The sequence below is a fragment of the Corynebacterium sp. HMSC28B08 genome, assembly GCF_001806865.1.
Taxonomy (GTDB): domain Bacteria; phylum Actinomycetota; class Actinomycetes; order Mycobacteriales; family Mycobacteriaceae; genus Corynebacterium; species Corynebacterium auriscanis.
Map to the genome: position 1 here is coordinate 67,917 of NZ_KV786167.1, position 24,885 is coordinate 92,801.

Below are 24,885 nucleotides of genomic sequence, written 5' to 3' on the forward strand. Positions count from 1 at the left end.
GTCTGAGTAGTCAGCAGAGCGGCGAGCAGGGCGGACCCGGTGCGCCCGCTGCATCCACTGTGCCTACTGCACCCACAGCGCCCGCCGGTCACCAGTTCACCACGGTGACATTTTCGGGAAACCTGGGAACCTTGCTACGGGCTACCGGTGCAACACCTGAAGTTGCGCCCTACTCCAACCCGGATTCGCGCTATCCAATGGAGCAAGACAGCTCAGCCGCACGCATGGGAACCGCATTAGCCGGTTTAGACCTAGAAATTGCCCGCCAGCAACCTGTTTTAGCCGTGCCTCCCGCAAACTGGGGAGTGACGGAAGAGGAGGCCCGCGCGGTCCTGCAAAACCTTTCGGGGCACCTCGCAAACGATTCGGCCAGCCCCGCTCCACTATCGCGCATCGCCGAGCCCCGAGGAGAGCTCAAGGACCAAGACCTCGCCAGCGGCGCAGCAACCGTACCCTATGGCGACCCGGGTGCTTCCTCGCCCGCTCTCAACGGTTTTGTGAGCAACATTGCAGGTCAACTGTGGGATGTCACGCTGATGATGCGGAACGATCCCAAGATCGCGCTGGACCGCGAAGTATTCACCCGGCCACTGTTCGATGACCTGGTGCGCAGCCTTTCGGGTTATTCAATGCGGGTGAAATCACAGTGGCAAGAACAGCGCGAAGGCCGTGTGGCCCGGGCCACACATGTAGCTGATGTGACCGATAAACTCCAGCGCAGCGTCACGCTGGTGCCCCCAGGAAACGTCTTTACCCGCACCAGTGATTCTTCCCCTCTGATCGTTGTCGCGCGCAATGGTTTGCCCCTGCCGGTGCGTGCGAAGTTGGAATACTCCACCGAGCAGTCCTCCGGGATTGCCATTGACGTTCCCGATGCCCAGGACATCCCAGCGCGCGGTTCCATCACCATGTCCCTCACCACAGAGATGCCTTCCGACCAGGGAGCACAGCAGATGGAGCTATGGTTGGCTTCCGCCGACGGCAAACGAATCTCCACGCCCGTGCGCCTCGGCGTGCAATCCGCGCCGGGATTGCGCATCTCCGGGTTGCTGATAACCGGCATAGCTCTTGCCGGAATAGTTGTGGCCGCTCGTTTGCCATGGGTGCGCCGAACCCGCCAGAAGAGCAAAAATCGCCTGCTAGACCTGCCTGAGAGACCGGTTAATCGATGACACGCCCACGGCACCATTAGGCATAACAGGGGTTGTGGCACAAAATGGAGAAGTGACTTTCCCCCAAGACAACGATGAGAACCCCCATCGCGGGCGAGAAGCGGATAACCCCGGACGAGCCCCAGCTGGCCAGCGTGGCCGGTTCCGCGGTCCTCGGCCTCCGGCGATCGTACCCGGAGCCAACGGTGGTCCAGCCCATAACGGTGTTGGGGAAGCTGGTGGCGTCGGTCATGGGGTAGAAAAAGCCGGCGAACCGCAACGGTCCGACAACCACAGTGCGGGTAGCACAGCTAAAGCTGAGCCCACACAGGCTGCTGGCGAGGCCCAAGCAACTTCCAGCGCCAGCAGCGTTGGAGTGGTTGAGGCGAAACGCTCTACGGAACCCAGTGCTCACAACGACGATGCCGATAATGAATCCGGCAAAAGCGCCGCCGATGAAGTGGTGCGTGCGGGTGGATCCATGGCGATCGCTACTCTGCTGTCGCGCATCACGGGATTCCTGCGCACAGTGCTCATCGGCTCGGCATTGGGCCCCGCGATCGCATCGGCGTTCAACACCGCCAACACGTTGCCCCACCTGATTACCGAGCTGGTTTTGGGAGCGGTGTTGACGTCCCTAGTGGTTCCCGTGCTCGTGCGTGCAGAGAAGGAGGACCCCGACGGCGGCGAGGCCTTCATTCGCAGGCTGATGACCCTCACGTTCACCCTCATGGGGGCCGTGACGGTGTTGTCCATTCTGGCCGCGCCATTCCTGGTGGAAGTTGGCCTGGATGAAAACGGGCACGTCAACATTGATATCGCCACGTCGATCGCCTACCTAGTGCTGCCGCAGATCGTATGCTTTGCGATGTTTGCGGTGTTCATGGCGGTGCTCAACACCAAGGGCATGTTCAAACCCGGCGCGTGGGCCCCAGTGGTCAACAACCTGGTCACATTGGGCATTTTGGTGCTGTATTACATGCTGCCGGACGAGACGAAGCTCAACCCCAACGAGTCCGTCACGATCACCAACCCGCACATCTTGTTGCTGGGCCTAGGTACCACCTTGGGCGTGGTTGCCCAAGCCGCCATCATGATCCCGTTCTTGCGCAAGGCCGGGATCAACATGAAGCCCCTGTGGGGCGTGGATAAGCGTCTCAAGGCGTTCGGTGGTATGGCGATTGCCATCATCGTGTACGTCGCAATTTCGCAGGCTGGCTGGATGCTGAATAACCGCATCGCCTCCCAGGCCTCCGATGCCGCGGTGACCGTCTACATGCAGGCCTGGCAGTTGTTGCAGATGCCCTACGGTGTGATCGGTGTGACCCTGTTGACCGCCATCATGCCCCGGTTGTCGCGCAACGCTGCAGACGGCGATGACCGGGCTGTGGTTCGCGATCTCACCAGCGCAACCAAACTCACGCTGCTAGCTCTCCTGCCGGTCATCGTTTTTTTCACAGGTTTTGGCACTCTAGTCTCCGCCGCGCTGTTCCAGTACCAAAACTTCGATCTGGAGACCGCGAATGTGCTGGGTTGGACAATCTCTTTCTCCGCGTTCACGCTGATTCCTTACGCGCTGGTCATGCTGCACCTGCGCGTGTTCTATGCACGCGAGGAAGTGTGGACTCCCACTTACATCATCGCTGGTATTACCACCACCAAACTGGCACTGGCGTTTTTGGCTCCTCATATTTCCACTGAACCGCGCCTCGTCGTGGTCCTGCTGGGCGCCGCCAACGGTTTCGGCTTCCTTACTGGTTCGATCATCGGTGCTCTTTTGCTGCGCCGTTCGCTGGGTAGTTTGCAGGGCCGCGACGTTGTGAAAACGGCGCTGTGGACCGTAGGGGCTTCCCTGGTTGGTGCGCTCATTGCGTGGCGGGTGGATGTATTACTCGCCACCTATGTATTCCAGACCCCGGCCAATCCATGGTTCCTGATTCGTATGTTGATCGTTGGGCCAATCTTCCTGATCGTCACGGGTCTGGTGCTGTCGCGGTCCAAGCTGCCGGAAGTCGACATGTTCGGCCTCATGCTGGCTCGCATGCCGGTGGTCGGTCGTTTCTTCACACCTCGACGCCCCGTCGATGCCGACCGCGCCGCCGCCATTGCAACTCCGGATTCCGCGGACCAAGCCCAAATGGCCATGCAGGAAACCGGTGTGCTCGGCGACTACGCGGGTACGTTCATGCCACCAATGTCCGCGGGTCGAGTCCGTGGCCCGCGCCTGGTGCCCGGCGCCCCCATGCTGCAAGGACAGTACCGCTTGCTGGCCGATCACGGTGGTTCTCCGGCAACCCGGCTGTGGCAGGCCCGCGAAATGTCCACAGGCAACATCGTGGCGCTGACGATCATGGACCCCGCGGCCTACGTTAAGAATGCTGTGAAGGCCGACGATACGCACACCACCAAGATGGTTCGCGTAGCCCGTGCGAAAGACGATATGTTACGCCGCTCCGCCACCCTCAAAGACATGGATTGCAAGGGTATGGCCACCGTGCGTCGCGTCATCGATAACGGAAACCTCGTGGTTATCGTCTCTGACTGGCTGCAGGGTTCCCCGCTGTCCACCGTGGCCCAGTCCGGACCGGATCCGATGGCCGCAGGTTATGCAGTAGCGGCCCTAGCCGATGCTGCCGATGACGCTCACAAGGCCGGCATCCCGCTGGGTATCGATCACCGCGATCGGCTGCGCATTACCACCGCCGGTCACGCGCTCTTAGCGTTCCCCGGTGTGCTTCCGAACAACACGGAGCGTCAAGATGCCCACGGTATTACCGTGGCGTTGGGATTGCTGTTGGAGCACCTGCCGGACGAAGAAATTCCGGAAGAGCTGGTGGAAACCTACCGCGAGCTCAAGGCCATCAATACGGATCCCGATAAAGAGGTGGATCTGCACAAGGTCGCCAATCATCTGCGCAAGCTCACCAGCGGCGATTTGGACGTGGAAGAGGACGACGTTCCAGAACCCACCAAGGTCGCCGGTTTCGGTGCGGAGCCGGCCCGTGCGCCACGATTGGCCCTCATCGCGTTCGTCACGTTCTTGATCGTGGCCCTGTTGGCGGCGGCCATCGCGGGAGTGGTAAGCGTTGTTGGCGGCGATAGGAATGATTCGCCGCTATCCACCAATTCCATCCGCCAGGGTGCGGGGCGACTGGGTGATAAGACCCCACGTCCAGTGCCCGTCGCCAACGTGGTCGCGTGGGCACCGGCAGATGCTGAGGTGAAGAAACCCGGCGACTCTGGCAACCCAGCATACGGGCCAGATAATCCAGATCGGGCACACTTCGTCATCGACGGCGACCCCAATACGGTGTGGTCTACGGAGAGCTACCTCAATCAATTGGGCTCCCAACCCCCGGCCTTCAAGCAGGGCACCGGTGTGCTGCTGGAAATGCCGGCGGAAACCCGCTTTTCGGAGTTGGATCTTTCTGGTTTGACGCCCGGCGCCCACCTAGAGGTGCGGATTGCTGGGGACTCGGCGGATTCGCTGGCGCAGACCCAGGTTCTCACTGGCTTCGACGTAAAGCAGCCCCACACGATTATCCGGCTGGATGATTCGCAGCGGCGTGGCGCGGGAGAATCCGCGACGGCCCAATCGTCTGCCGCGCAGCCAGGTAACGCGAGCTCGAACGCGGGTAGGTCTGGTCGGGCCACCAGCGGTGCTCGCGATGGTGTGCCTCCTGGAGCGGATGTCATCGACCTCCCGAAGAACGCGGATACCGAGGGTACGAAACTGATCATCTGGGTCACGAAGGTGGCGGAACCGAAGAATACCGCCAGCATCGGCGAAATTGACGTGCTGGGCACGTGGCGGGGCATGCCCGAAACGGAGGAGCCCGCGAAGGCACCCGCGCGGTAACAACGCGCGTTGGGAGGCTATCGCAGCTTTTGGGAAATCTTCGGGTGCAAGGTCATATTCTTCACGCGCGGTAACAACGCGCGCTGGGGGCTATCGCAGCAGCTCTCTCACCAGAGCGCTTCGCGAAGTACGTTCATCGGGTAGTTCGCGGGGCCCGTTCGTGGGTCCCGTTCGTGGTGAGTACGTCGCACCGGAGACGTCGCAGCTTCGTGAACAGCACCCACGGTAGCCCTACGCCCCAGAGTTATCCACAGATTCGCCGGTTTCATACCGGCTGGCGCGCCACTATAAGCGAGTTATCCACAGGGCGGGGAGAAAACTCCCCGCCCTGTGGTGTTACCCGCTAGACTTCGGAATCACGAGCTTGTGCAAATCATGCCTAAGCTTCACATTCAGATTCAGAGATACCAAGTTCAATTGGAGCAACACGAACTCTGGAGCGCGACGGGGGTTGAGCATCCAGAGAACTAGGGGGATTCATTGTCATGGAACAAGGTGGCGTCGACCCACAAAGAGCCGAAGGCACACCAACGGCAACAGCGTTGGCGACGGCGAGTGATGAACAGCTATTGCGGTGGCACATCGGCCGGTCCGCGGGAGAGGGAGTATGCCGGGGGACTGCGTTTCGGGAATTAGTTCAACGGCACCATCGGAAACTCTGGTGGGCCGTACGGCGCGTGGATATTCACGACAGCCACCACATGGATATATTTCAAGAGGGCCTCCTGCGGATACATCGCCATGCCCATCAATTTCGCGGAGAACGATCATCCGTTTCCACATGGATGACCTCGATTATGTACAACTGCGCGCTGACCTACGTGGCCAAATTGCGGCGCGAGGCCAGCCCGCAGCCGGTAGAATTGGAGGTCACTCTGCGTGAGATGCCGGCGAAAACTATTCGGGAAGAAAACACGGTGGAACGGTTGGATGTATACGCCAACCTCAAGAAACTAGATCCGAAAGTACGGCAAGTGGTCGCCCTGAATTTCCTTGCCGGGTTGAGCGAGGAGGCCACCGCGAACCGCCTGGGCATTCCAGTAGGGACTGTGAAATCGCGAAAAAATAGGGGGAAAAAGCAGATGCAGGCGCTGCTGGTGGCCGACGGGGGTGGGGAATACGCGTGTCGTTTAGCTAGTTAGACTGGGTGGGCGGAACGTGCTTTTAGTGAGCGGAACGTGCTTTTAGTTAACGATGCATAGCCCCGGCTAACGAAGAAGAGAAGGAAGTCATGAATCAGCCATTTCTGCAGGGTGGAGGCTTTTTGAAGGCCAATACGAATAGCGACGATAAGGTCGGGGCACCAGCAAATGAGGATGCCACCAACACGAAGGTGGCGCCGGGCCGGGGTGCTGGCGCCCAGTTTATCGGCGTGGGGGCAGCGGGTGTCGAGGAAGCCGGTGCACAGAAGGTAGGACCGGAATCGGCTAGTGCCGGGGCTGACGAGCAACCGGTCGATGGCAAGATTCATGACGTAATCATTGTGGGATCCGGCCCGGCCGGTTACACCGCAGCAATCTATGCCGCTCGCGCGGAACTGGAGCCCGTCGTTTTTGAGGGCATCGAGTACGGCGGTCTTCTGATGCAGACCACCGAGGTGGAAAACTTCCCCGGTTTCCGTGATGGCATTCAGGGCCCCGACCTCATGGAAGAAATGCGTGCTCAGGCTGAGCGCTTCGGTGCTGACCTGCGCGGCGAGGATATCGAGCGCATCGACCTGACGGGTCCAGTGAAGAAGCTATGGGCCTACGGTCAGCTGTACTTGGCTAAGTCTGTGATTCTGGCAACGGGCGCGGCGCCACGCTATCTGGGTGTACCTGGTGAGGCCGAGCTGCTGGGGCACGGTGTATCCGCATGTGCCACCTGTGATGGCTTCTTCTTTAAAGACAAGAAGATCGCCGTCGTCGGTGGTGGCGATTCGGCCATGGAGGAGGCCGACTTCCTCACGAAGTTTGGTTCGAGCGTCACCATTATTCACCGCCGCGACGAGTTCCGCGCTTCCAAGATCATGCAGGAGCGCGCCAAGGCCAATGACAAGATCGACTTCGTCATGAACGCCAAGGTCGTGGAGGTGCTGGGAAGCACCGCTATGACTGGCCTGAAGTTGGAGGATACCGTCACGGGCGAGCAGCGAGACGTCGAGATGGACGCGATGTTTGTAGCCATCGGTCACGATCCACGTGTAGCCATCTTCGAGGGACAAGTGGCGCTGAAGGAAAACGGTTATGTGCAGGTCGACGAGCCTTCGACTCGCACCAACGTTCCGGGAGTTTTCGCCGCCGGTGACTTGGTAGATTCCCACTACCAGCAAGCCATCACTGCAGCTGGTTCCGGCTGCCGCGCGGCACTGGATGTTGAGGCGTACCTGGCCGGCTTGGAATAGCCCACTTATTCGCTTCGGTGGGCTGCCGTTCAAGCACTGGTGGCGCGCCAGTACCCGGCAACGTTGGTTGTTACCGAACCACTGGGTAAACTGCCGATTAGAGACTGCATATTGATTTCTCGCTCATGTTTTGGGTTGATAATGGAAATCAATGGGTAGCCGGTTGTAAGGGCCATCATCTCCTGGTGGCTTTCGCACTGTGTGAATCGTCTACGTCCACAAAGAGTCCACAAGAGTCTTTGCGGAATTGAGGGATTTAGCAGAGCACTACGAAAGGAAGGACTCGCCAGTGGCTGATATTCAAAAGCTTAACCAAACGAACTTCGATGAGGCCATCGCGTCACCAGACAAACCCATCCTCGTGGATTTCTGGGCTGAATGGTGCAAGCCCTGCAAAGCCATGAATCCGGTACTCGAGGAGCTGGCCGCGCAGTATGACGGCAAGGTGACCATTGCTAAGGTCAACGTGGATGAGGAACGCGGTTTGGCTGCGCAATTCCAGGTCATGTCTATTCCCGCACTGATGATCTTCAAGGCGGGGGAGCGCGTAGCTGAATTCAATGGTGCTCAACCGATGAACAAACTCCAGGCCCACCTGGATAAGTGGGTGTAAACCAGTCAGCTCGGTTGCGCAGAAGAACACCGTGACCTGCTGACCCTGCAGGGGATAGGCCACGCACAGTTTGGCTAGCGCCGCCGGATTCCACCCCAGATGCTTGGACCCATGAATTCTGAGTACGCCACGACCACACCACCGAAGCGATACCGGCCCGATCAGCCCGGTGCGCAGACACAACCTGATTCGACCCCTCGGACCATGAGACCAAAGGAGTTTTAGAGGCACATGGAACGTTTGCTTCTTCAAGTCGGTGACAGCAGCCCCCGCGTCGCCGAGGTTCGGGGTACGTTGGCCCGTTTGGGTCTATTGGAGGGTTTTAAGGGCGACGCCACCGGACTCAGCAAACAGCGTTGGTCAGCAGAGGACCAAGTGTTCGACGCCGATCTTGCCGAAGCCCTCAAGGCATTCCAGCAGCAACGCGGCATCATTGCCGACGGGATGATTACGTCCGGTACTCTGCGCGCGCTGCGCGAAGCCTCTTACACTCTCGGCGCTCGCGTGCTGTCGTTGCAGAGTAATCAATTCGTGGGGGACGATGTTGCGCAACTGCAAACACAGCTACACGATCTGGGCTTTTACACCAACCGCGTGGACGGCCATTTCGGCCACAAGACGCACGCAGCGGTCGTTACCTATCAGCTAAATTATGGGCTCAACGACGATGGGGTCGTGGGCCCAGACACCCTGCGTGCGCTGTCATACTTGGGGCGTCGAATAACCGGAGGTTCCCCGCAATCCATCCGGGAGAAGGAGCAGATTCGCACAGCCGGGCCACAACTGTTCGGCAAGCGCGTGGTCATTGACCCGGGATTGGGAGGGGACGACAAGGGGTTCGCCGTACAGGGGCCTTACGGCGAGGTGACGGAGGAGGAGATCCTGTGGGATCTCGCGGGTCGCATTGAAGGGCGGATGATTGCTGCGGGGATGGAGACGATTCTGTCTCGCCCACGGTCCGCGAATCCGAGTAATCAGGATCGTGCGAGCATCGCGAATGCTTTTGGTGCCGATTTGATGATCAGTTTGCGGGCAGATATTTATCCGAATGAACTCGCCAACGGCTGTGCTTCGTTCTATTTCGGGTCCCTGTCTGGTTACTCCTCAATGGTGGGCGAGAAGCTCAGTGGCTTCATTCAGCGCGAGATTTCAGCCCGCACGCCTCTGCAGAATTGCTATAACCACGGCCAGACGTGGGACCTGTTGAGGTTGACCAGCATGCCGACCGTGCAGGTCGTGCCAGGTTACCTAACAAATCCAGCCGACATCACCGTGCTGACCGACCCCGCGATGCGCGACACGATCGCCGATGCCATTGTGGTTTCCGTCAAACGGCTGTACCTGCTGGATAAAGACCACCACCGCACCGGTACGTTTAGCGTCACGGAAATTATTCGGGACGAGTTACCGAACTAGGGCACATTTGGAAGTTTAGTTCGCGTTATCCTTGGGGCTGCCCATCCTCAGCGGACGCCGAGGGTTCGGAAACTTCCGACCGCAAGGGGCTAAGACGGCCGTTGTCACCACCTAACACAGTACGAATTTCCTCTGGCCCGTTGAGTTCTTGGTGCTCCGCCTTTTCGAACCTGGCAAACACGCTCATGGCTTCGGGCAGCTCACGGCGATAGCGCGGGTACTTGGGGTGGTGCGCCACCACGCTAAATCCCTCCGCTTCCAAGATGTCCTCTGACAACAATGGAGCCCATTCCAGCGCGTCTTCTAACGCGACATTCTGCACCTCTTGAGGGTCTTCCTGCAGCGCAGTCGGCGCTCCAGGCGAACCGCTAGCCAGCGATGGGGTCGGGGATGTTGTATCAACTGGGACCGGTGCTGCAGTCGATACTTGCTCACCCTCGTTCGCCACCTCGTCGGCCTGTGCGCCGCCCTCTCCTGCAGTGCCACCTAGGGGAGCCGATCGACTAGCTGCCGTTCCGCGGAGTGCCGCTTCTTTGGCTTGATCGTCGCACGAATTTCTGCCTGCGGTGTATTTTCCGCGTTGTTCTTCACCAACACTTTCTCCACGATGTTCTTCACCAACAATTTGCCCGCGTTGGTTTTCCCCTGCACTTTGCCCGTGTTGTTCTTCCCCAGTACTTTTCTCGCGTTGTTCTTCCCTTATACTTTTCTCGCGTTGTTCTTCACCAACACTTTCTCCACGATGTTCTTCACCAACAATTTGCCCGCGACTAGCCTTAGCCGCTTGACGATCCCACCCGCGATACGCTTCGGGAATGAACTGCAGCTCCTGCAACGGTGTCAGTGGCAGTGCCCGGCGACGGTTGGCATCGTCCTCACTGGCGACATGGATCGCCCCAGAGCGTTCACCGTCCTCTCCACCTGTAATTAGGTGGCCCTTCCCGTTCGCAGTGTCGCTCTGGTTTGACTGAGGGTTTTCAGGCGTAAGACCCATCGCCCGTTGAATTACCGTGTCATCAAATTCCTCTGCGCGCGCAAAAGCCTCGACTGCCTTCACACCGCGCCGAGTCGCCTCATTAAGAACGGTGTCAATCAACTGATGCTCCAAGTAAAGCCCCATGTACGCATCCGAAACGTGCACTGTGCTTAAAAGAATCGCATCGGGGGATACGGGTCCAGTGGGCAGTTTCCTCGCTCCCGGCATGTACGAAATCGGTGCGAAGAAGACCGTAGCCGCCGGTACAGGATTGGAATCGACGTCACCATTATCTACAAACGCCGTGTAACCGCAAATGCCCCAGGTTAAATGCGTATTTTGCATCCAGACCTGCTTGTCGAAGATCTCGTCCGCTCGACTTGACTGCGGATGCGGTGGCTCGGTCTCTCTCTGCCAAAACATATCGGACGACGCCCCCGGCTCCACCGAACGCATTGTAGAGGGGGTCACGGCATGGATGTTAACGCGCACCTAGACCTACCCTTCACCACGCTATGTTGGAACACTCGTTTGTGCCTATTTTATTGTTCACAACACAGGATAGGGATTGATTCGTCGAATTCTTTATTAAGAGTTTGCTGGCGATTAGTAGGGGCGCGCCTTATCAAGGTCGGTGTCCCTTCTACCATCAACGATGGACCGGTGAATCATCCCTTCGTCTAACCGTAGTGCCCCTCGAACCAATTGTTTCACGTGAAACATCGCCCGTCAGCCATTGCCAACTGCGTTAAGCCCACCGCAAACAGAAACCCACCGACGATCCCGGCCTATACCATGTTTAGGTCCGGGCTTTAGGCCCGGGCGCGGATGCGCCGGCTCTGTCAGCGGGGTTTCCCGGGTTTCCAACAATGTTTGGGCCCGGGCGCGGATGCGCCGGCTGGGAGTCTAAAACTTCCTAGCCGCGGTATTTCAGCAGATCGGTGATCCGATCGAAATCCTCTGGGCCACCGAATTCCACCACGATCTTGCCACGCTTCTTCCCCATTTGGACCGAGACCTTCGTATCCAACGCATCCGAGATGTCTTCTACCCACGAAGAGACCTCGGGCGCCAATTCCTTAGATGGGCCGGTCTTTGGCTTCTTGCGAGCGCCCTCGCCGCGGTTCAAAAGAGTTACTGCTTCTTCCGTCGCCCGCACACTCAACCCCTCAGCCACAATCCGATCAGCAATTTGGCCCTGGGCTCGGTGTACATACTGTGTCGCTTCATCATCCGCGATTTCCGATGGTGCCCGAACCCCCAAAAGCGCACGAGCGTGACCGGCGCTCAAGACACCGGCACCCACCCGACGTTGTACAGCCACAGGCAACTGCAGCAACCGAATCATGTTTGTGATCAGGGGGCGCGATCGACCTAGCTTCTGTGCCAGTTGCGCCTGTGTCACCCCGAACTCTTCAAGCAATTGCTGATAGGCCGCAGCCTCCTCCAACGGATTCAGCTGAACGCGGTGAATATTCTCCAGCAGCGCATCGCGCAGCATGGCATCGTCTTCAGTCTCACGAACAATTGCCGGGATAGATTGGAGCCCAGCCTTCTTCGACGCCCGAAGACGGCGTTCACCCATAATGAGCTCAAACTCCGAATCCCCGTGAGGGGAGTGCCGTACAACAATCGGCTGCATCAATCCAAACTCACGGATGGAGTGAACCAGCTCGTTTAGGGCCTCTTCGTCAAAAACCTGACGCGGTTGTTTTGCGTTGGTGCGAATCGCCCCAATGGGTAGCTCTCGATACTCCGCACCAAAGCTATTGGTTTTCCCGGCCTCCGCAGCGGTTGCCTTGACGCCATTATGATCTTTTTGTTCGTGACTTCCGGCTTGACCGATGTCACCCTGAATTACGTCACGGTGACGATATTTTCCCTCGCCCTTTCGCGATGCGGATGGGGTCGTTTGATCCGGGGTAGGGGAGTGGGTGGCGGAGCCATTCTCATCTAAACTCCCTGCAGTAGTCCGTGGGCCGTAAGCTCCCCCGTCCCTTCTGGAGGTTCCACTCTGACCCTGCGCTGACCTTCCCTCGGAGTTAACATCGGCCCGTCGCTGCCCCGCAGTCTGTTGGGCTTGTGAACCATTGGAGCTACCTGAACCGAGGATTACGTTTGCCGCACCGTCCCCCAAGGACGGCTTGTTATCTCCACTTGGAATTAGAGATGCTAAACCCCGACCAAGCCCACTGCGCCTGCTAGCTGTTTGCGGCATTGCCTTCGGCATTCTGGGCTTTTTATTATTGGAATCACCCATAATTAATTAATCCCATCGTGTAGTTCTGGTGCAATCCCGACTGGAGCAGTTGTAATCCCAGGCAAATAATCCCCTCGTTTTGCCATCTCAACTGCTGCATCAAAGTAAGCGAGAGCCCCTGGTGACCCTGAATCATATTGCAACACCGTCTGACCGTAACTCGGAGCTTCCGAGATTTTAACCGAGCGGGGAATGCGGTTATCCAATACGACAGAACCGAAGTGGTCCCGAACCTCGTCGTTGATCTGTGCGGAAAGCTTTGTCCTAGCATCGTACATCGTTAACAACACAGCCGAAATGTGGAGGTTCGAATTCAGGCTCTCACGGATCATAGATATGTTGTTGAGAAGCTGGCTCACACCTTCCAGCGCGTAGTATTCGCACTGAATCGGAATCAGCACCTCGTCCACCGCTGTCATTGCGTTGATGGTGAGCAAGCTCAACGAGGGTGGGCAGTCAATGAAAATAAAATCGAACCCGTATTCCTTCACAAATTCCTCGGACAGAGCGTCTCGAAGACGGTACTCGCGGCGAACCATACTGACAAGTTCGATATCCGCTCCTGCCAAATCTATGGTCGCTGGAATGCAGTAGAGATTGGGGTTGTCCGAATTCTGTTGCAATGTGTCAGCGGGGTCAACGCCCCCTACCAATAGCTCATAAGAACCAGGGGTGCCTACGGTGTGTTCAGCGTCCAATGCTGTGGATGCATTGCCCTGCGGGTCCAAATCGATCACTAGGACCTTCAATCCGTGCAGTGCCAGCGCCCACGCAAGATTGACGGCGGAGGTAGTCTTTCCCACGCCGCCTTTCTGGTTAGCCACCGTGAGCTTGCGACATTGTTCTGGTTTTGGCAGTTTAAGCCCGGACGTATTCTTCAACCGCGCGGCTTGCCTAGCAGCGCGCCCAATCGGTGTGTCATCCCAATCCACGGGTGCCATACACTTCCAATCTCAAACCTGTTTGAACTGTTCCTACGGTTTCACGTGAAACAAAATAGGATCCAAAACATGTGTTCCGGCGAAGTGAAAACGCCGTGACACTAAAGGAGCAACAACTAATAGATTATTCTACCGATGCGACAACGTCGAACCCGCCGGAAAGGTCTCAACTGTGGCCGAAGCGGACTACTTCCGCTTCGTGACCCATTAAAAAGAGTCACCAACTACCCGCAACAACGTATAACCACATGTATGCGCGCGTCTGCCGTGAAAGCCAGCGGTCTCATCTCCATGACCCTCTCGTCGATGTGCACAAGACTGTGCGCTCGTCGATGTGCAGAAGCCTGTGCGCTTGTTCCTCTCAACCCAAGCACTCATAGCAAGCAATAACCTGAAAGCGACCATGCGAACAGGGAACTGGACACCCTGGTAGCACGGTGATCTCCCACAGCTGCAGAATTTAGCTTCAAACGATATGTCGCTTCGAGTGTGCGCTCTAGTAACAAAGTGACCATTACTAATGGCCGAAGACCACGAGGATAGGCCGTAGGCCGTGACAACGGCGATGGAGAAATCAGGACTGACGCACCTTTCTGTCATGCAAACGCCCCAGATTGTCCAAAACCTGCTGATCGAGCGTCAGCCGGGGACAGTTACGTCAGCTAGGGATAACTACCTCAGCCACGCGCTCTACATGAAATCCATACGCTATCAACAACTAATATTCGGCGAAGGAAACAGAAAGTGGTCACAACCGAAGTACTCCCGGCCGCTTCCAGGCCATCAGCCACCGCTGCACGGATACCCAAGGTCCAAACGCGCCCCTTCAACGACCCTAACAACAAGGAAATGTCATGACTAAACGACGAAAGGGATTCTAGGAAACCCGGGGAATTGAGACCACAGACGAAAAGAGTTTTAGGAGACTCGGGGAACTGAGACCACAAAAGTCGATTGCTCCAGGACGCCCATGCCAACGCTATGCACTTCTGGCTGTCCGCCCCCGGTCCGATAAATGACGGCAGCATCTCGCTCAATTTCCTCATGGACTGAAGATCCTTTGATAGCCACCATTGCGCCTCCAACGCGCACCAAGGGCAGGGACCACCCGGTCAGCTTGCCAAGCGGGGCTACGGCTCGAGACGTGGCCACGTCTGCACCTCCAATTGATTTTCGGATCTGCGGATCCTCCGCGCGACCACGGTGAACGGAACAATCCAGTCCTAGTGTGGCCACTGCTTCTTCTAAAAACACAGTGCGTCGTAGCAAGGGTTCAAGTAGCTGAACCTCAAGATCTGGACGTGCAATCGCGAGCGGAATGCCGGGGAGGCCCGCACCACTTCCCACATCAATGACCCGAGCATTCTGCGAAACAACCTCACCCAAAACCGCGGAGTTGAGCACATGGCGCTCCCAAATGCGGGAGACTTCGCGGGGGCCGATTAATCCACGCTCAATGCCATCGGTTGCAAGCAATTCGGCATAGGCTTTTGCTAGATTAAGGCGGTTTCCAAAAACCTTCTTTGCGATCGAAGGAGTGGGACCCAATGAGTTCTGGATCAGTTCATTGTCGGACATGAGGCGGCTACCTTCCTAGTTAAAAAGCAAAACTTCCCACCGCGATGTTTCACGTGAAACAAACCTCAAGAGCCCGCGGTGTTCGAAGCGAATCGCTTTCCATAGTTTACGTTCTTTGGTACTCATTTCCCTCACTCGGGTAGGAACCAGACCGAAGAAGCGGCCTATAGAACGACTACAACTGCGTGTTGGCAAACGAACGCCCCGGGCCGACACTCAGGAAACACAAAACCTCTGGGCCATAACGACACTGTGACACTTAGGGCCGAGAAATTGCTAATCCTTGAATCCACACACCCAAGCATCACCGCACACAAACCCGGACAGCTACGGACCAGATTGGCCATGCCGACCATCGTTCCCCGACCTTGGGACGCATCCAAATGAGGACTGTAGGCGTGAGCACATCGTTGTTTTCAGAACGGGTCCAAAGCCGTCCGAACTTTACTTTGGGAGCACGCTCGCATGGAATTCAGCTAGAAGATGAGTCGGCATCCAGAGAAGTCTCGGTTCCTCATCCATAACAACGGGAGCCGTGCAGGCGTCGCCTCAACGATTGAACAACCGTCGGATGGTGAACGAATAGCAAAGTAAGAGGGGGTAATCAAAAGGAAGACGACCGGCAAGAGAAAAACGGCTTCTGGGGATAGCCCGAAGTCGTTAAACCCGAGATGACTCAGCTTGATCAACGGGTCTCCCCACGGAACCGCTAAAACAAGGCCGAGTACAGCCCAGTAGTAGACTCTTCCGCTTGGTTTCACGTGAAACGTTGGCTTATTGAGCTGATCACCAGGCACCGGGGGTATCACATGGCGATGAAAAGGCTGTCCCGAACCATCCGTGGGAAACATTTATCAGCGGGGCCGCACAACACGACCGTTGGGAGATGCCCCCTTTTATCCAGATGTGCGCCTCATTATCCGGACGTGTGCCCCCTTATTGGGCAAAAGAAAAGCCCGCACCATTGCGGTGCGGGCTGGTTGGAGTTCAAAGTCGGTCTAACGCTTACCCTTCTTCTTTGGGTTAACTGGGCGGGCGCCAACCTTTGGGGCGGACGTGCGACGGGCAGCCAACTTGGCCTCCTTCTCTGCCTCCTCCTCACGATCCATCTTTTCGTAGAGAAGCTTCTGCTGAACCAAGGTCCACGCATTGTTCGCGAACATGTAAACAGCCAAACCGACCTGCCACATGAAACCGCCCGTCAAGTAGAGGACAGGCATAACCCACAGCATCAAGCGCTGCATCATGTCCATTTGCATCTGCATGGCCTGAGCCTTTTCATCGACAGGCTTCTTTGGATTTGCGGCTTGACGCTTTTTCGTCCGATCAATCGACATGCGCGCAGTGAAGTGCATCATCACTGCCGAGGCCAACATCAACGGCACGATAAGCAGGATGATATTGGTGCGAGTGAAGTCAATCCCCATCCCCTCGGGGGAGAAAGCATTGTAGTTCGCCGGATCCATTGAGATGTAGCCAGACAGCGGGCTTCCAAACAAGCGCGCATCCAGGAACGACTGAACTTCGTTCACGCCGAAGAAATAGTTCGGGGTATTCCTCGTCTCTTCAACGGACATGCCCGGAGCGCCGAATGTGGTGCCGGTGCGGTTGAAGGAACGCAGCACATGGAAAAGACCCAAAAAAATTGGCATCTGTACCAATGCCGGCAGGCAGGAAGCAAGGGGATTAACACCCATTTCCTTTTGAACCTTGCGCATCTCAATCGCCAACGTTTGGCGATCATTCTTGTACTTGCGCTGAAGCTCCTGCATCTTAGGCTGAAACTCTTGCATTCTACGGGCTGAGCGCATCTGGTTGGCCATGGGTTTGACCAGCAAAACACGAATCGTGAACACGAGGAACACAATCGCTAGCAGCCACGTAATGCCGGAAGCGGGATCCAACACAAAGCTAAACACTTTGTGCCAAAACCAAAGCACTCCCGAGATGGGGTAGTAAATAAAATCAAGCACGTCTAGAAAAACCTCCAAGGCAGTGCATGGACACGGTGAAAAGTCGTTGTCGGTGGAAAATGGTCGCGAGCCCTCCCGACGAAGCCGGGAGCACCCTGGTCGTTTACGGCGACCTATCTAGTGTCGACGCCGCGGTGGGACTGGGTCCCACCCACCCGGGTGCCACGGACCACATCGAGCCAGCCTCCCGAGAGCAAGTAGCCCTCCTCGGAACAACCCGTGTCGACCGAGGGCAATCAGAGCGTAATTGCTGCAAGTGGGATCAAAACGACACGTTGGACCCATTTTAAGGCCTGAAACGTGATCTTGGTAAACCAAAACCGCTCGGCGTGCCCACTTAGCGCGCGGTGCGGAATCAGAGTGCCCGTCGGATGCAGCTGTACACATCTTTCACAAGCTCCTTGTAGGTTGTTGATGCTGCAGCGGGCAGAGCTCGCAGAACGATCGTAGTTCCCGGAGCACATTCCCTTTCGAAATCAACAAGGGCATCCCTCACCGCGTGGCGTAGCAGACGAGAAATTCTATGGCGGGCCACTGCATTGCCGACAGCTTTCGAAACCACTAAACCCACGCGTGGATGGGGGGACAGGGCCACCGCGTCTGGTGACAGTGTTTCACGTGAAACATCATGAAACCCTCTTACCAATGCTTCCGGATAAGGAACTGATGGGGACAAGATATAAACGACCACCGACCGAGAACCCTTTTTACGACCCCCTCGGACGGTGCGCCCAAAATCAGTAGAGGAACGGAGCCGATATTCCGGTGATAACATGCGCCCTCGTTTCTTCGGTCAACCCTCGGAAGTAAATTCTAGCGAGTTCCTAGCCAATCAATCGGAATTCATAGTCCCAGACTCCTGGCATGCCAGTCCATACCGAGTCGATACGGCAGCCTAGGAACCGACTGCAGGTGTCACACCCAAGACGAAATACGAATCTAAAACAAAACCAGCTCGGAGACGGCCTACGCTACATGAGCGTAGAACCACCTCCGAGCTGGAGAAGGAAACCGAGGTTTCAATTAAGCTGTCAGAGACTTACGACCCTTACGGCGGCGTGCGGAAACAATCGCACGGCCGGCACGGGTACGCATACGGGTACGGAAACCGTGAACGCGTGCGCGACGACGGTTATTGGGCTGGAAAGTACGCTTGCCTTTGGCCACGGTACTTCACTCCTTACATCGGTATATGCACGCGAATAACGACAAACTCTGAGGGGAGACCCCACTCAACGTCATCGGTATGCCCGTGCATTCAAAGCTGGACATACATACCAAACCGGGTTCTCACTCTTGCTCGACGCGATCGGAGCGAACAGACAACATGAGAACGAACTCTGTTCAACGCGAGAGCGAAAGGCTACCAACGAGAATCCTTGTTGCTCCCATTCATCACACGGTCGGGCGCGAGGAACCAGCAGCTTGGTACCACTTGCGGCAGTACGCGAACAGCGAGGTGGAAATGCTGAAGCGCGAGTGCCATAGACCCGTTAAGGATACGCCGAAACAGGGGCAATAGACAAATTTTGGACTGAGGAGGTGTTTCCCCAGTACACAGGGCAAATACCACAGAACCGTTACACCCTGTGGATAACTCATTTACCCCCAAACCCTAAAGCCTTACTTTAACCCTCATTATTGCTGGTCAAATACCCTTTTGCCTGTCAATTCGAGTTATCCACATGCGACGGGTACCTTGGGGATAACATGTGAACAAAAGTTATCCACAGGTGTGGATAAAGGTGTGGAAACGCAAGTCAGTGGTGAAATAGCCTTGTGAACCGAACGGAGGAAGAACAGTGGACAGAAAGGGCGACGTAGTACCGAAAATTCACCCCCAACCACCCGTCGGCACCGCCCGCCTGCACGATGTTTCCGCTCATAGTTAACAACTGCCCGCTAACCCCCTAATAACCACTCCAAGCATCAACCCCCGAAAATACGTCCGAGCTACTCCTAAAGGACGAGCTCAGCACCGATAACAACAGATCCCAACAGCTAAGACTCTTAATAACAATCACCATGACTGATCCAACGAACTCCTCCTCCCTCGAAGCCCACTTTCCAGGCCTATGGAACGCAATCATCAAAGAATGGGTAGATGAGAACGCCCGCGCGATCAATCAACCCCCTGATTCTCCTATTGGCAGGCGTTATCCTGCGCTCAGCCCAAAAAAACGTAGTATGCTGCTCCAGATCACTCCGATCACCTTGATCGGAAATATTGCTGTGCTCCAAACACCAAGCAAATGGATCAAAGAAGAAGTAGAGCGCGATCTAGCCCAACCCATCAAGGACGTTTTAGCTTCCCGTCTGCAGATCAACACAACTCTTGCGATCTCTTCACGCGAAGATGGCAATTCTAATTCGTCCTCGGAAGACCGCCAGAATTCGCAAGCCCATGAGGAACACCAGCAAAGTTTTGACACTTCGACCGGCGATAATGCTGTTAAGCAGCAATCCAATTCCGCAACGAACTCAAACCACGGCGCATCGGCGCACAACCTGCTCGCCAATCGCGACAACCGTAGCGCTCGCGAAGAAGATCCCAACACTGCCGAGGGCGATGTAATTGGCGCACGAAACGACAGCGGGTTTTCTGCTACCGAACACTCGCAGCAGCAACCAAATAGTCGCACTTCGAACCGAATCACTGCCTCTACCAGCCGTTTCGCGGGTCATTCGAGCCGAGGGTTTAACGATTACGACCGGCCGAGGGCGTCGAGTAGAAGGGGCCAAGGCGGGCAGTCAAACGACGCCTTCTCCTTGGACGAGTGGATCGACATTAAAGAGCCAGAGGCCCAGGCAGCCGCGATTGCCAATACGAAACGACGCAACGAGTTTCTAAGGCAGGGAGGCATTGAACCGCAAGCGCGACCAGGCGCGACTGCTCCCATTACCGGGAATCCCGGGCGGGAGACAGAGCCCGAAACGTTGCTGAACAAAAACTATACATTCGAGACATTCGTGATTGGCTCCTCCAACAACTTTGCGAATGCGGCTTGCCGCGCCGTGGCTGAAAGCCCAGCTAAAGCCTATAATCCGCTGTTTATTTGGGGCGAATCGGGACTTGGTAAAACACACCTACTGCATGCCATTGGGCACTACGCCAAAGAGCTGCGACCGAACATGCGAGTGCGTTATGTCTCCAGTGAAGAACTGACGAATGACTTCATTAACTCCATCGCCACGGACACGCGCGAGGCATTTAAGCGGCGCTACCGCAATGTGGATATGTTGATCGTAGACGATATTCAGTTCCTAGAAGGCAAAGAATCCACGCAGGAGGAATTCTTCCACACGTTCAATGCGCTTCACCAGGCGAACAAGCAAATCGTGTTGAGCTCGGATCGTCCTCCCAAAAAGTTGACCACACTAGAAGATCGTCTGCGCACTCGCTTTGAGGGAGGTCTAACGACCGATGTGACCAGCCCAGATCTGGAAACCCGTATTGCCATTTTGACCAAAAAGGCCCAGATCGAGGGCATTCAGCTCCCAGAAGATGTGAAGCAGCTCATCGCAAACCGGTACGACACCTCTATTCGAGTGCTGGAGGGTGCGCTGATTCGCGTCATTGCGTACTGCTCGCTGGGCGATGAGCCCATTTCTCTCGAAGCAGCCGAGATCGCTTTGCGGGATATCAACAACGGCTCGGTCGAGGTCACACCACAAGCTGTCATCGAAGTCGTAGCCCACTATTACAACCTCACCACCGACGAATTGGTTGGAAAGGGCAGGTCAAAGCGTTTTGTACACGCTCGGCAGATCGCTATGTACCTATGCCGTGAACTCACAGACCTGTCGTTGCCGAAGTTGGGGGCCGCATTTGGCGGGCGTGACCACACGACAGTGATGTACGCGGAGCGACGGATTCGGGAGTCTCTGACGGAGAACAAACAGGTCTTCGATCAGGTGCAGGAGCTCACCCAGAAAATTGAAAATCACGCGCGCAACTAACCCCCGTTGCACCCATAAAAGCATATGTGCAGCCAAGTTATCCACAGTTAGCGGTGGTTATACACAGCGCAACTGGGGATAACTTGGGGTGCCGTGACCTTGATCGGACCCAGTTATCCACATTTCCACAGGGTTTTCCACAGATGTAATTACAACCTTGTAATTTCGGGGGCAGAGCCAGATTCGCTCTCGACGATGACAAACATGTAATTTCAAGATTGTGACTGGGGATAAGCCCCGAAAAACTGGGAACGAGACAGTGGAAAACCTGTGGATAAGTACGACCCCGGGCGAGTTGTGCACAGAAGCACTGAGTTATCCACAGAAACATCCACCACTCCGCCAACAGGCGGAAAATAGCTCCGAACAGCACTAAACTTCTGTTATCCACAGAAACCACAGGACCTACTACGACTACTGAATCTATAACTAGAAAAAAGATCAGAAATAGAGCTTGTGGGTAAAGTTGACGACCGAAATGACAAGCAAAGGATGAGGGACCAACATATGGACAACAACAACGTTCGCTTCACCGTGCCCAAAGATGATTTTTCAACGGCACTGGGGTGGGTAGCACGTTCCCTTCCATCCAAGCCCACGCAGCCCGTACTGCGCGGAGTACTTATCGACGCCAGTGACCAAGGGCTCACACTCTCGGGATTCGACCGCGAGGTGTCCACTCAAATCACAATCAACGCCGAGGTCGATGAGCCCGGGCGCATTCTCATCGCGGGCAAATTAGCCAACGACATTGTGGGATCGTTGCCCGATAAGCCCATTACTTTGGAACTCAGGGAAACCAAGGTTCTCGTAACTTCCGGTAATTCCAGGTTCGAGCTACCAGCCATGACCATCGAGGACTATCCCGAATTGCCTGGTTTGCCTGGAGTAACAGGGACCATCGATCCTCACTTGTTCTCTGAGGCCGTTAGCCAGGTGGCTACGGCAGCCGGCCGAGATGACACTCTTCCTATGCTCACTGGTGTTCATGTAGAACTCGACGGCGAAAACGTCACTATGGCCGCCACGGACCGTTTCCGGTTGGCTGTTCGAACCTTGCAGTGGAATCCGGCCCAAGCCGATGGTAAAGCCACTCTTCTGATTCCTGCTCGCACGCTGTCGGACACGGCACGTAGCCTCGACGCCCACAATTCTGATCCCATCGAAATTGCAGTGGGGTCTGGCGAGTCCATTGGCCGGGATGGCCTGCTCGGTATCGCCACCGAATCGCGACATACCACTACGCGGCTGCTCGATGCCGAATTCCCCAAATTCCGGCCGCTGTTGCCATCAAGCCACACTGCTGTAGCGAGCGTGGAAATTGGTCCCCTCCAGGATGCGATCCGTCGCGTATCCCTCGTGGCCGACCGCAACTCGCAGATTCGCATGCAATTCGAGGAAGGTACGTTGACGCTTTCCGCTGGTGGATCCGAGGTTGGATCAGCAACCGAGCAATTGCAGTGCGCCTTCGCTGGTGAACCTCTTGAAATTGCTTTTAATCCGGGTTACCTCAAGGAGGGTTTGGCAGCGATTCACACATCGCGAGTAATTTTCGGATTTACGCTTTCTTCCCGTCCCGCGATTATGATCCCCGATGCAGGTAACCTCCCAGAGGCAGATGCCGAAGGAAACTTCGCTACCCCGCGAACCGATTTCATTTACCTACTGATGCCGGTACGTATTCCGGGATAAGTCGCTTCGGCTAGACACTGATCGCCACTGGAAGCGCCACGCAATAGGTTGCAGCTAGTGTAGGCCACTAGACTGGCAGCGATATGTACATCAGGTCATTACAACTAGAGGATTACAGGTCGTGGCGCACCCTCGACCTGGCACTAACCCCTGGTGTGACCATTTTTTCGGGCCCCAACGGGCACGGCAAAACCAACATTGTGGAAGCACTGGGATACCTAGCCCATCTTGGATCACACCGCGTTTCCACTGATTCAGCCCTCGTGCGCGAAGGCCAGAAAGTGGCTTCCATTTCTGCTACTGCAGTCAATGAGGGTCGCGAACTCACAACGCACTTGGCGGTACGTGCTTCCGGGGCAAATCGTGCACGCATCAACCGCACCGCCATGCGCAGTCCTCGTGACATACTGGGAATTGTTCGAACCACACTCTTTTCGCCCGAGGATCTGGTTTTGATTCGGGGGGAACCCGAGCAGCGGCGAAATTTCCTCGATTCCATCATGCTGGCCCGGTACCCTCGCCTAGCCGGTGTGAAAGCTGACTACGACAGGGCCTTGCGCCAGCGCAACGCCCTGCTGAGGAACTCTTCTTTCGTATTACGGCACTTTGCTAACGGTGTGGCTGCGGGTCCAGGGAACACATCCAGCTCGACTGGTATCTCAAACTTTAGCTCGCCCTCGGACACGACACCGGGTGAAGCGCAGTCTGGAGTGGGGGCCGCCGTGGGCATGGCGAGGGCTGGATCCTCTTCTCATATCTCCGACGCTGAATCCGCCCTCGCCACGCTGGATGTGTGGGATGGACAACTAGCCGCACTGGGAGGACAATTGATGTCCGCACGAGTGCAGATCGTTCACGATCTCGCGCCTCATGTGGCAAAGACCTATCAGCGGTTAGCACCGGAATCCCGCCCAGCCCACATGGCTTACACGTCAACGATAGATAGTGCCCTACACGAGGTGGGAGTTCAGTTAGGACACAGCAAGCCCGGTGAACCAACGGCGTTATTGAGCCCCGATGTTGCCGAAGCAGTGTTACTGCAAGCATTCGCTGAAAAACGACCGGCCGAAATTGATCGCGGAACCACTCTGCTCGGGCCGCACCGAGACGATGTGGTTTTTACTCTGGGCACACAACCCGCCAAGGGATTCGCATCCCACGGCGAATCCTGGTCGTTTGCATTGGCTTTGCGATTGGGCGCCTACTTCCTGGGGCGTGCAGACGGGGCAGAACCGATCGTCATCCTGGATGATGTTTTCGCGGAATTGGATAAAAACCGCCGGCGCAAACTTGTCGATTTGCTACAAGACGCGGAACAAGTGTTGATTACAGCTGCTGTAGGTGAAGATATTCCCGTGGAATTACGCGCTCAAGCTACTATCTTCGACATTTTGGCTTCAGTCGACGAAGAAGGGCAGCGAATCTCCCAGATTTCCGCCGTTGACACGGATGAACCACAGGCTAAACACCAAAAAACCGAAGAATTAGGCCCCCAAAGTGTTGTCGACGACGCTGGGACCGCGCAGGATGAGATCGAGGAACATGAGTAATCCCGGTTTGAACCCAAATGATCCAGTGGCCCAAGCACTGGCACAACTGCGGAAGGCCGGCGCCAACCCACAGGTTGACTCGGTTCCCAGGGGGGCGTCGGAAAGAAAAGAAAAAAAGTACAACAAACGGCGAATCACCACGCGCCTGGATGGAAGAGCCGACCGCAGCTATCGGCAGCCAAAGCGGTTCGGGGCTTTGATTATGCCGGAAATCAAGCGGAATGGGTGGAACCAGCACTATGCCGTGGGGTTGATCATGAATTCCTGGGAAGAGCTGGTGGGGGAGAAGATTGGGTCCAAAACCAAGCCCATCAAATACGATCCCGAGACGAAACAGCTGTTCATCCAATGCGAATCCACACCTTGGGCCACACAGCTGCGATTGATCCAGACAAAAGTGCTGCAAACGATCGTCAATCGGGTGGGGCCCAACGTGGTGGCTGAGCTGAAGATCCTCAATCCAGAGTTCAAAAGGCCCGGAAAGGGAAAGCTACGCGTCCGAGGTCGCGGGCCGCGTGATGATTTCGGGTAAG

General features: G+C 56.3%; 17 protein-coding genes and 1 pseudogene. 10 read left to right on the top strand and 8 right to left on the bottom strand.

Annotated features, from left to right (window positions below; all coding sequences use genetic code 11):
- The 6 genes and pseudogenes from HMPREF3098_RS06160 to HMPREF3098_RS06185 all read left to right on the top strand — a co-directional run.
- A pseudogene (locus HMPREF3098_RS06160) lies at positions 1–1,172 on the top strand (hypothetical protein); the annotation flags it as partial.
- 52 nt (positions 1,173–1,224) lie between these two features.
- Entirely contained in the window at positions 1,225–5,010 is a 3,786-nt protein-coding gene (locus tag HMPREF3098_RS06165; RefSeq protein ID WP_070434400.1) for a murein biosynthesis integral membrane protein MurJ, read from the top strand.
- A gap of 485 nt (positions 5,011–5,495) precedes the next feature.
- Positions 5,496–6,152, top strand: coding sequence for an RNA polymerase sigma factor (locus HMPREF3098_RS10970; protein ID WP_083284211.1), 657 nt, complete (start codon positions 5,496–5,498; stop codon positions 6,150–6,152).
- A gap of 89 nt (positions 6,153–6,241) precedes the next feature.
- Positions 6,242–7,393 carry a thioredoxin-disulfide reductase gene (trxB, locus tag HMPREF3098_RS06175; protein ID WP_246815863.1) on the top strand — a complete coding sequence of 384 codons (1,152 nt, stop codon included), beginning with the start codon at positions 6,242–6,244 and terminating at the stop codon, positions 7,391–7,393.
- Between the two features lie 289 nt (positions 7,394–7,682).
- Complete coding sequence (gene trxA / locus HMPREF3098_RS06180; protein ID WP_070434402.1) at positions 7,683–8,006, top strand: thioredoxin; 324 nt, start codon at positions 7,683–7,685, stop codon at positions 8,004–8,006.
- A gap of 231 nt (positions 8,007–8,237) precedes the next feature.
- A complete protein-coding gene (locus tag HMPREF3098_RS06185) occupies positions 8,238–9,422 on the top strand; it encodes an N-acetylmuramoyl-L-alanine amidase (RefSeq protein ID WP_070434403.1) in 1,185 nt (394 codons plus the stop codon).
- Positions 9,423–9,447: 25 nt separating this feature from the next.
- Here the strand turns inward: HMPREF3098_RS06185 and HMPREF3098_RS06190 are convergent, their stop codons facing one another.
- The 8 genes from HMPREF3098_RS06190 to rpmH form a co-directional block, all read right to left on the bottom strand.
- A complete protein-coding gene (locus HMPREF3098_RS06190; protein ID WP_141739689.1) occupies positions 9,448–10,869 on the bottom strand; it encodes a hypothetical protein in 1,422 nt (473 codons plus the stop codon).
- A gap of 445 nt (positions 10,870–11,314) precedes the next feature.
- Positions 11,315–12,628: a ParB/RepB/Spo0J family partition protein gene (locus HMPREF3098_RS06195; protein ID WP_246815864.1), complete on the bottom strand. Its 1,314-nt coding sequence runs from the start codon at positions 12,626–12,628 to the stop codon at positions 11,315–11,317.
- 32 nt (positions 12,629–12,660) lie between these two features.
- On the bottom strand, positions 12,661–13,599 hold the full coding sequence (locus HMPREF3098_RS06200) for a ParA family protein (protein WP_070434405.1): 939 nt from the start codon (positions 13,597–13,599) through the stop codon (positions 12,661–12,663).
- Positions 13,600–14,517: 918 nt separating this feature from the next.
- Positions 14,518–15,177 carry a 16S rRNA (guanine(527)-N(7))-methyltransferase RsmG gene (rsmG, locus tag HMPREF3098_RS06205; RefSeq protein ID WP_070434406.1) on the bottom strand — a complete coding sequence of 220 codons (660 nt, stop codon included), beginning with the start codon at positions 15,175–15,177 and terminating at the stop codon, positions 14,518–14,520.
- Positions 15,178–16,175: 998 nt separating this feature from the next.
- Positions 16,176–17,150, bottom strand: a complete 975-nt coding sequence (gene yidC / locus HMPREF3098_RS06210) for a membrane protein insertase YidC (protein ID WP_070434407.1) — start codon at positions 17,148–17,150, stop codon at positions 16,176–16,178.
- 117 nt (positions 17,151–17,267) lie between these two features.
- Positions 17,268–17,537 carry a membrane protein insertion efficiency factor YidD gene (yidD, locus tag HMPREF3098_RS10975; RefSeq protein WP_083284215.1) on the bottom strand — a complete coding sequence of 90 codons (270 nt, stop codon included), beginning with the start codon at positions 17,535–17,537 and terminating at the stop codon, positions 17,268–17,270.
- Entirely contained in the window at positions 17,506–17,925 is a 420-nt protein-coding gene (rnpA, locus tag HMPREF3098_RS10980; RefSeq protein ID WP_083284217.1) for a ribonuclease P protein component, read from the bottom strand. Before rnpA ends, yidD begins: the two co-directional genes overlap by 32 nt.
- A 248-nt stretch (positions 17,926–18,173) precedes the next feature.
- Positions 18,174–18,317, bottom strand: coding sequence for a 50S ribosomal protein L34 (rpmH, locus tag HMPREF3098_RS06215; RefSeq protein ID WP_013889512.1), 144 nt, complete (start codon positions 18,315–18,317; stop codon positions 18,174–18,176).
- Positions 18,318–19,337: 1,020 nt separating this feature from the next.
- Here rpmH and dnaA point away from each other — a divergent pair.
- From dnaA to HMPREF3098_RS06240, 4 genes are all read left to right on the top strand, one after another.
- A complete protein-coding gene (gene dnaA / locus HMPREF3098_RS06220) occupies positions 19,338–21,110 on the top strand; it encodes a chromosomal replication initiator protein DnaA (protein WP_070434472.1) in 1,773 nt (590 codons plus the stop codon).
- A gap of 507 nt (positions 21,111–21,617) precedes the next feature.
- Positions 21,618–22,802: a DNA polymerase III subunit beta gene (gene dnaN / locus HMPREF3098_RS06225; RefSeq protein WP_070434408.1), complete on the top strand. Its 1,185-nt coding sequence runs from the start codon at positions 21,618–21,620 to the stop codon at positions 22,800–22,802.
- Positions 22,803–22,885: 83 nt separating this feature from the next.
- Positions 22,886–24,352 carry a DNA replication/repair protein RecF gene (recF, locus tag HMPREF3098_RS10985; RefSeq protein WP_083284221.1) on the top strand — a complete coding sequence of 489 codons (1,467 nt, stop codon included), beginning with the start codon at positions 22,886–22,888 and terminating at the stop codon, positions 24,350–24,352.
- On the top strand, positions 24,345–24,884 hold the full coding sequence (locus tag HMPREF3098_RS06240) for a DciA family protein (RefSeq protein ID WP_070434409.1): 540 nt from the start codon (positions 24,345–24,347) through the stop codon (positions 24,882–24,884). Before recF ends, HMPREF3098_RS06240 begins: the two co-directional genes overlap by 8 nt.
- Position 24,885: the final 1 nt, after the last annotated feature.

Coding starts and splice junctions, on each gene's coding strand:
- yidD (WP_083284215.1), bottom strand. CDS start 17,537: ATGTGTACAGCTGCATCCGACGGGCACTCTGATTCCGCACCGCGCGCT.
- HMPREF3098_RS10970 (WP_083284211.1), top strand. CDS start 5,496: ATGGAACAAGGTGGCGTCGACCCACAAAGAGCCGAAGGCACACCAACG.
- dnaA (WP_070434472.1), top strand. CDS start 19,338: ATGCTGCTCCAGATCACTCCGATCACCTTGATCGGAAATATTGCTGTG.
- HMPREF3098_RS06200 (WP_070434405.1), bottom strand. CDS start 13,599: ATGGCACCCGTGGATTGGGATGACACACCGATTGGGCGCGCTGCTAGG.
- HMPREF3098_RS06240 (WP_070434409.1), top strand. CDS start 24,345: ATGAGTAATCCCGGTTTGAACCCAAATGATCCAGTGGCCCAAGCACTG.
- rnpA (WP_083284217.1), bottom strand. CDS start 17,925: ATGTTATCACCGGAATATCGGCTCCGTTCCTCTACTGATTTTGGGCGC.
- rsmG (WP_070434406.1), bottom strand. CDS start 15,177: ATGTCCGACAATGAACTGATCCAGAACTCATTGGGTCCCACTCCTTCG.
- dnaN (WP_070434408.1), top strand. CDS start 21,618: ATGGACAACAACAACGTTCGCTTCACCGTGCCCAAAGATGATTTTTCA.
- HMPREF3098_RS06185 (WP_070434403.1), top strand. CDS start 8,238: ATGGAACGTTTGCTTCTTCAAGTCGGTGACAGCAGCCCCCGCGTCGCC.
- trxB (WP_246815863.1), top strand. CDS start 6,242: ATGAATCAGCCATTTCTGCAGGGTGGAGGCTTTTTGAAGGCCAATACG.
- recF (WP_083284221.1), top strand. CDS start 22,886: ATGTACATCAGGTCATTACAACTAGAGGATTACAGGTCGTGGCGCACC.
- HMPREF3098_RS06195 (WP_246815864.1), bottom strand. CDS start 12,628: ATGCCGAAGGCAATGCCGCAAACAGCTAGCAGGCGCAGTGGGCTTGGT.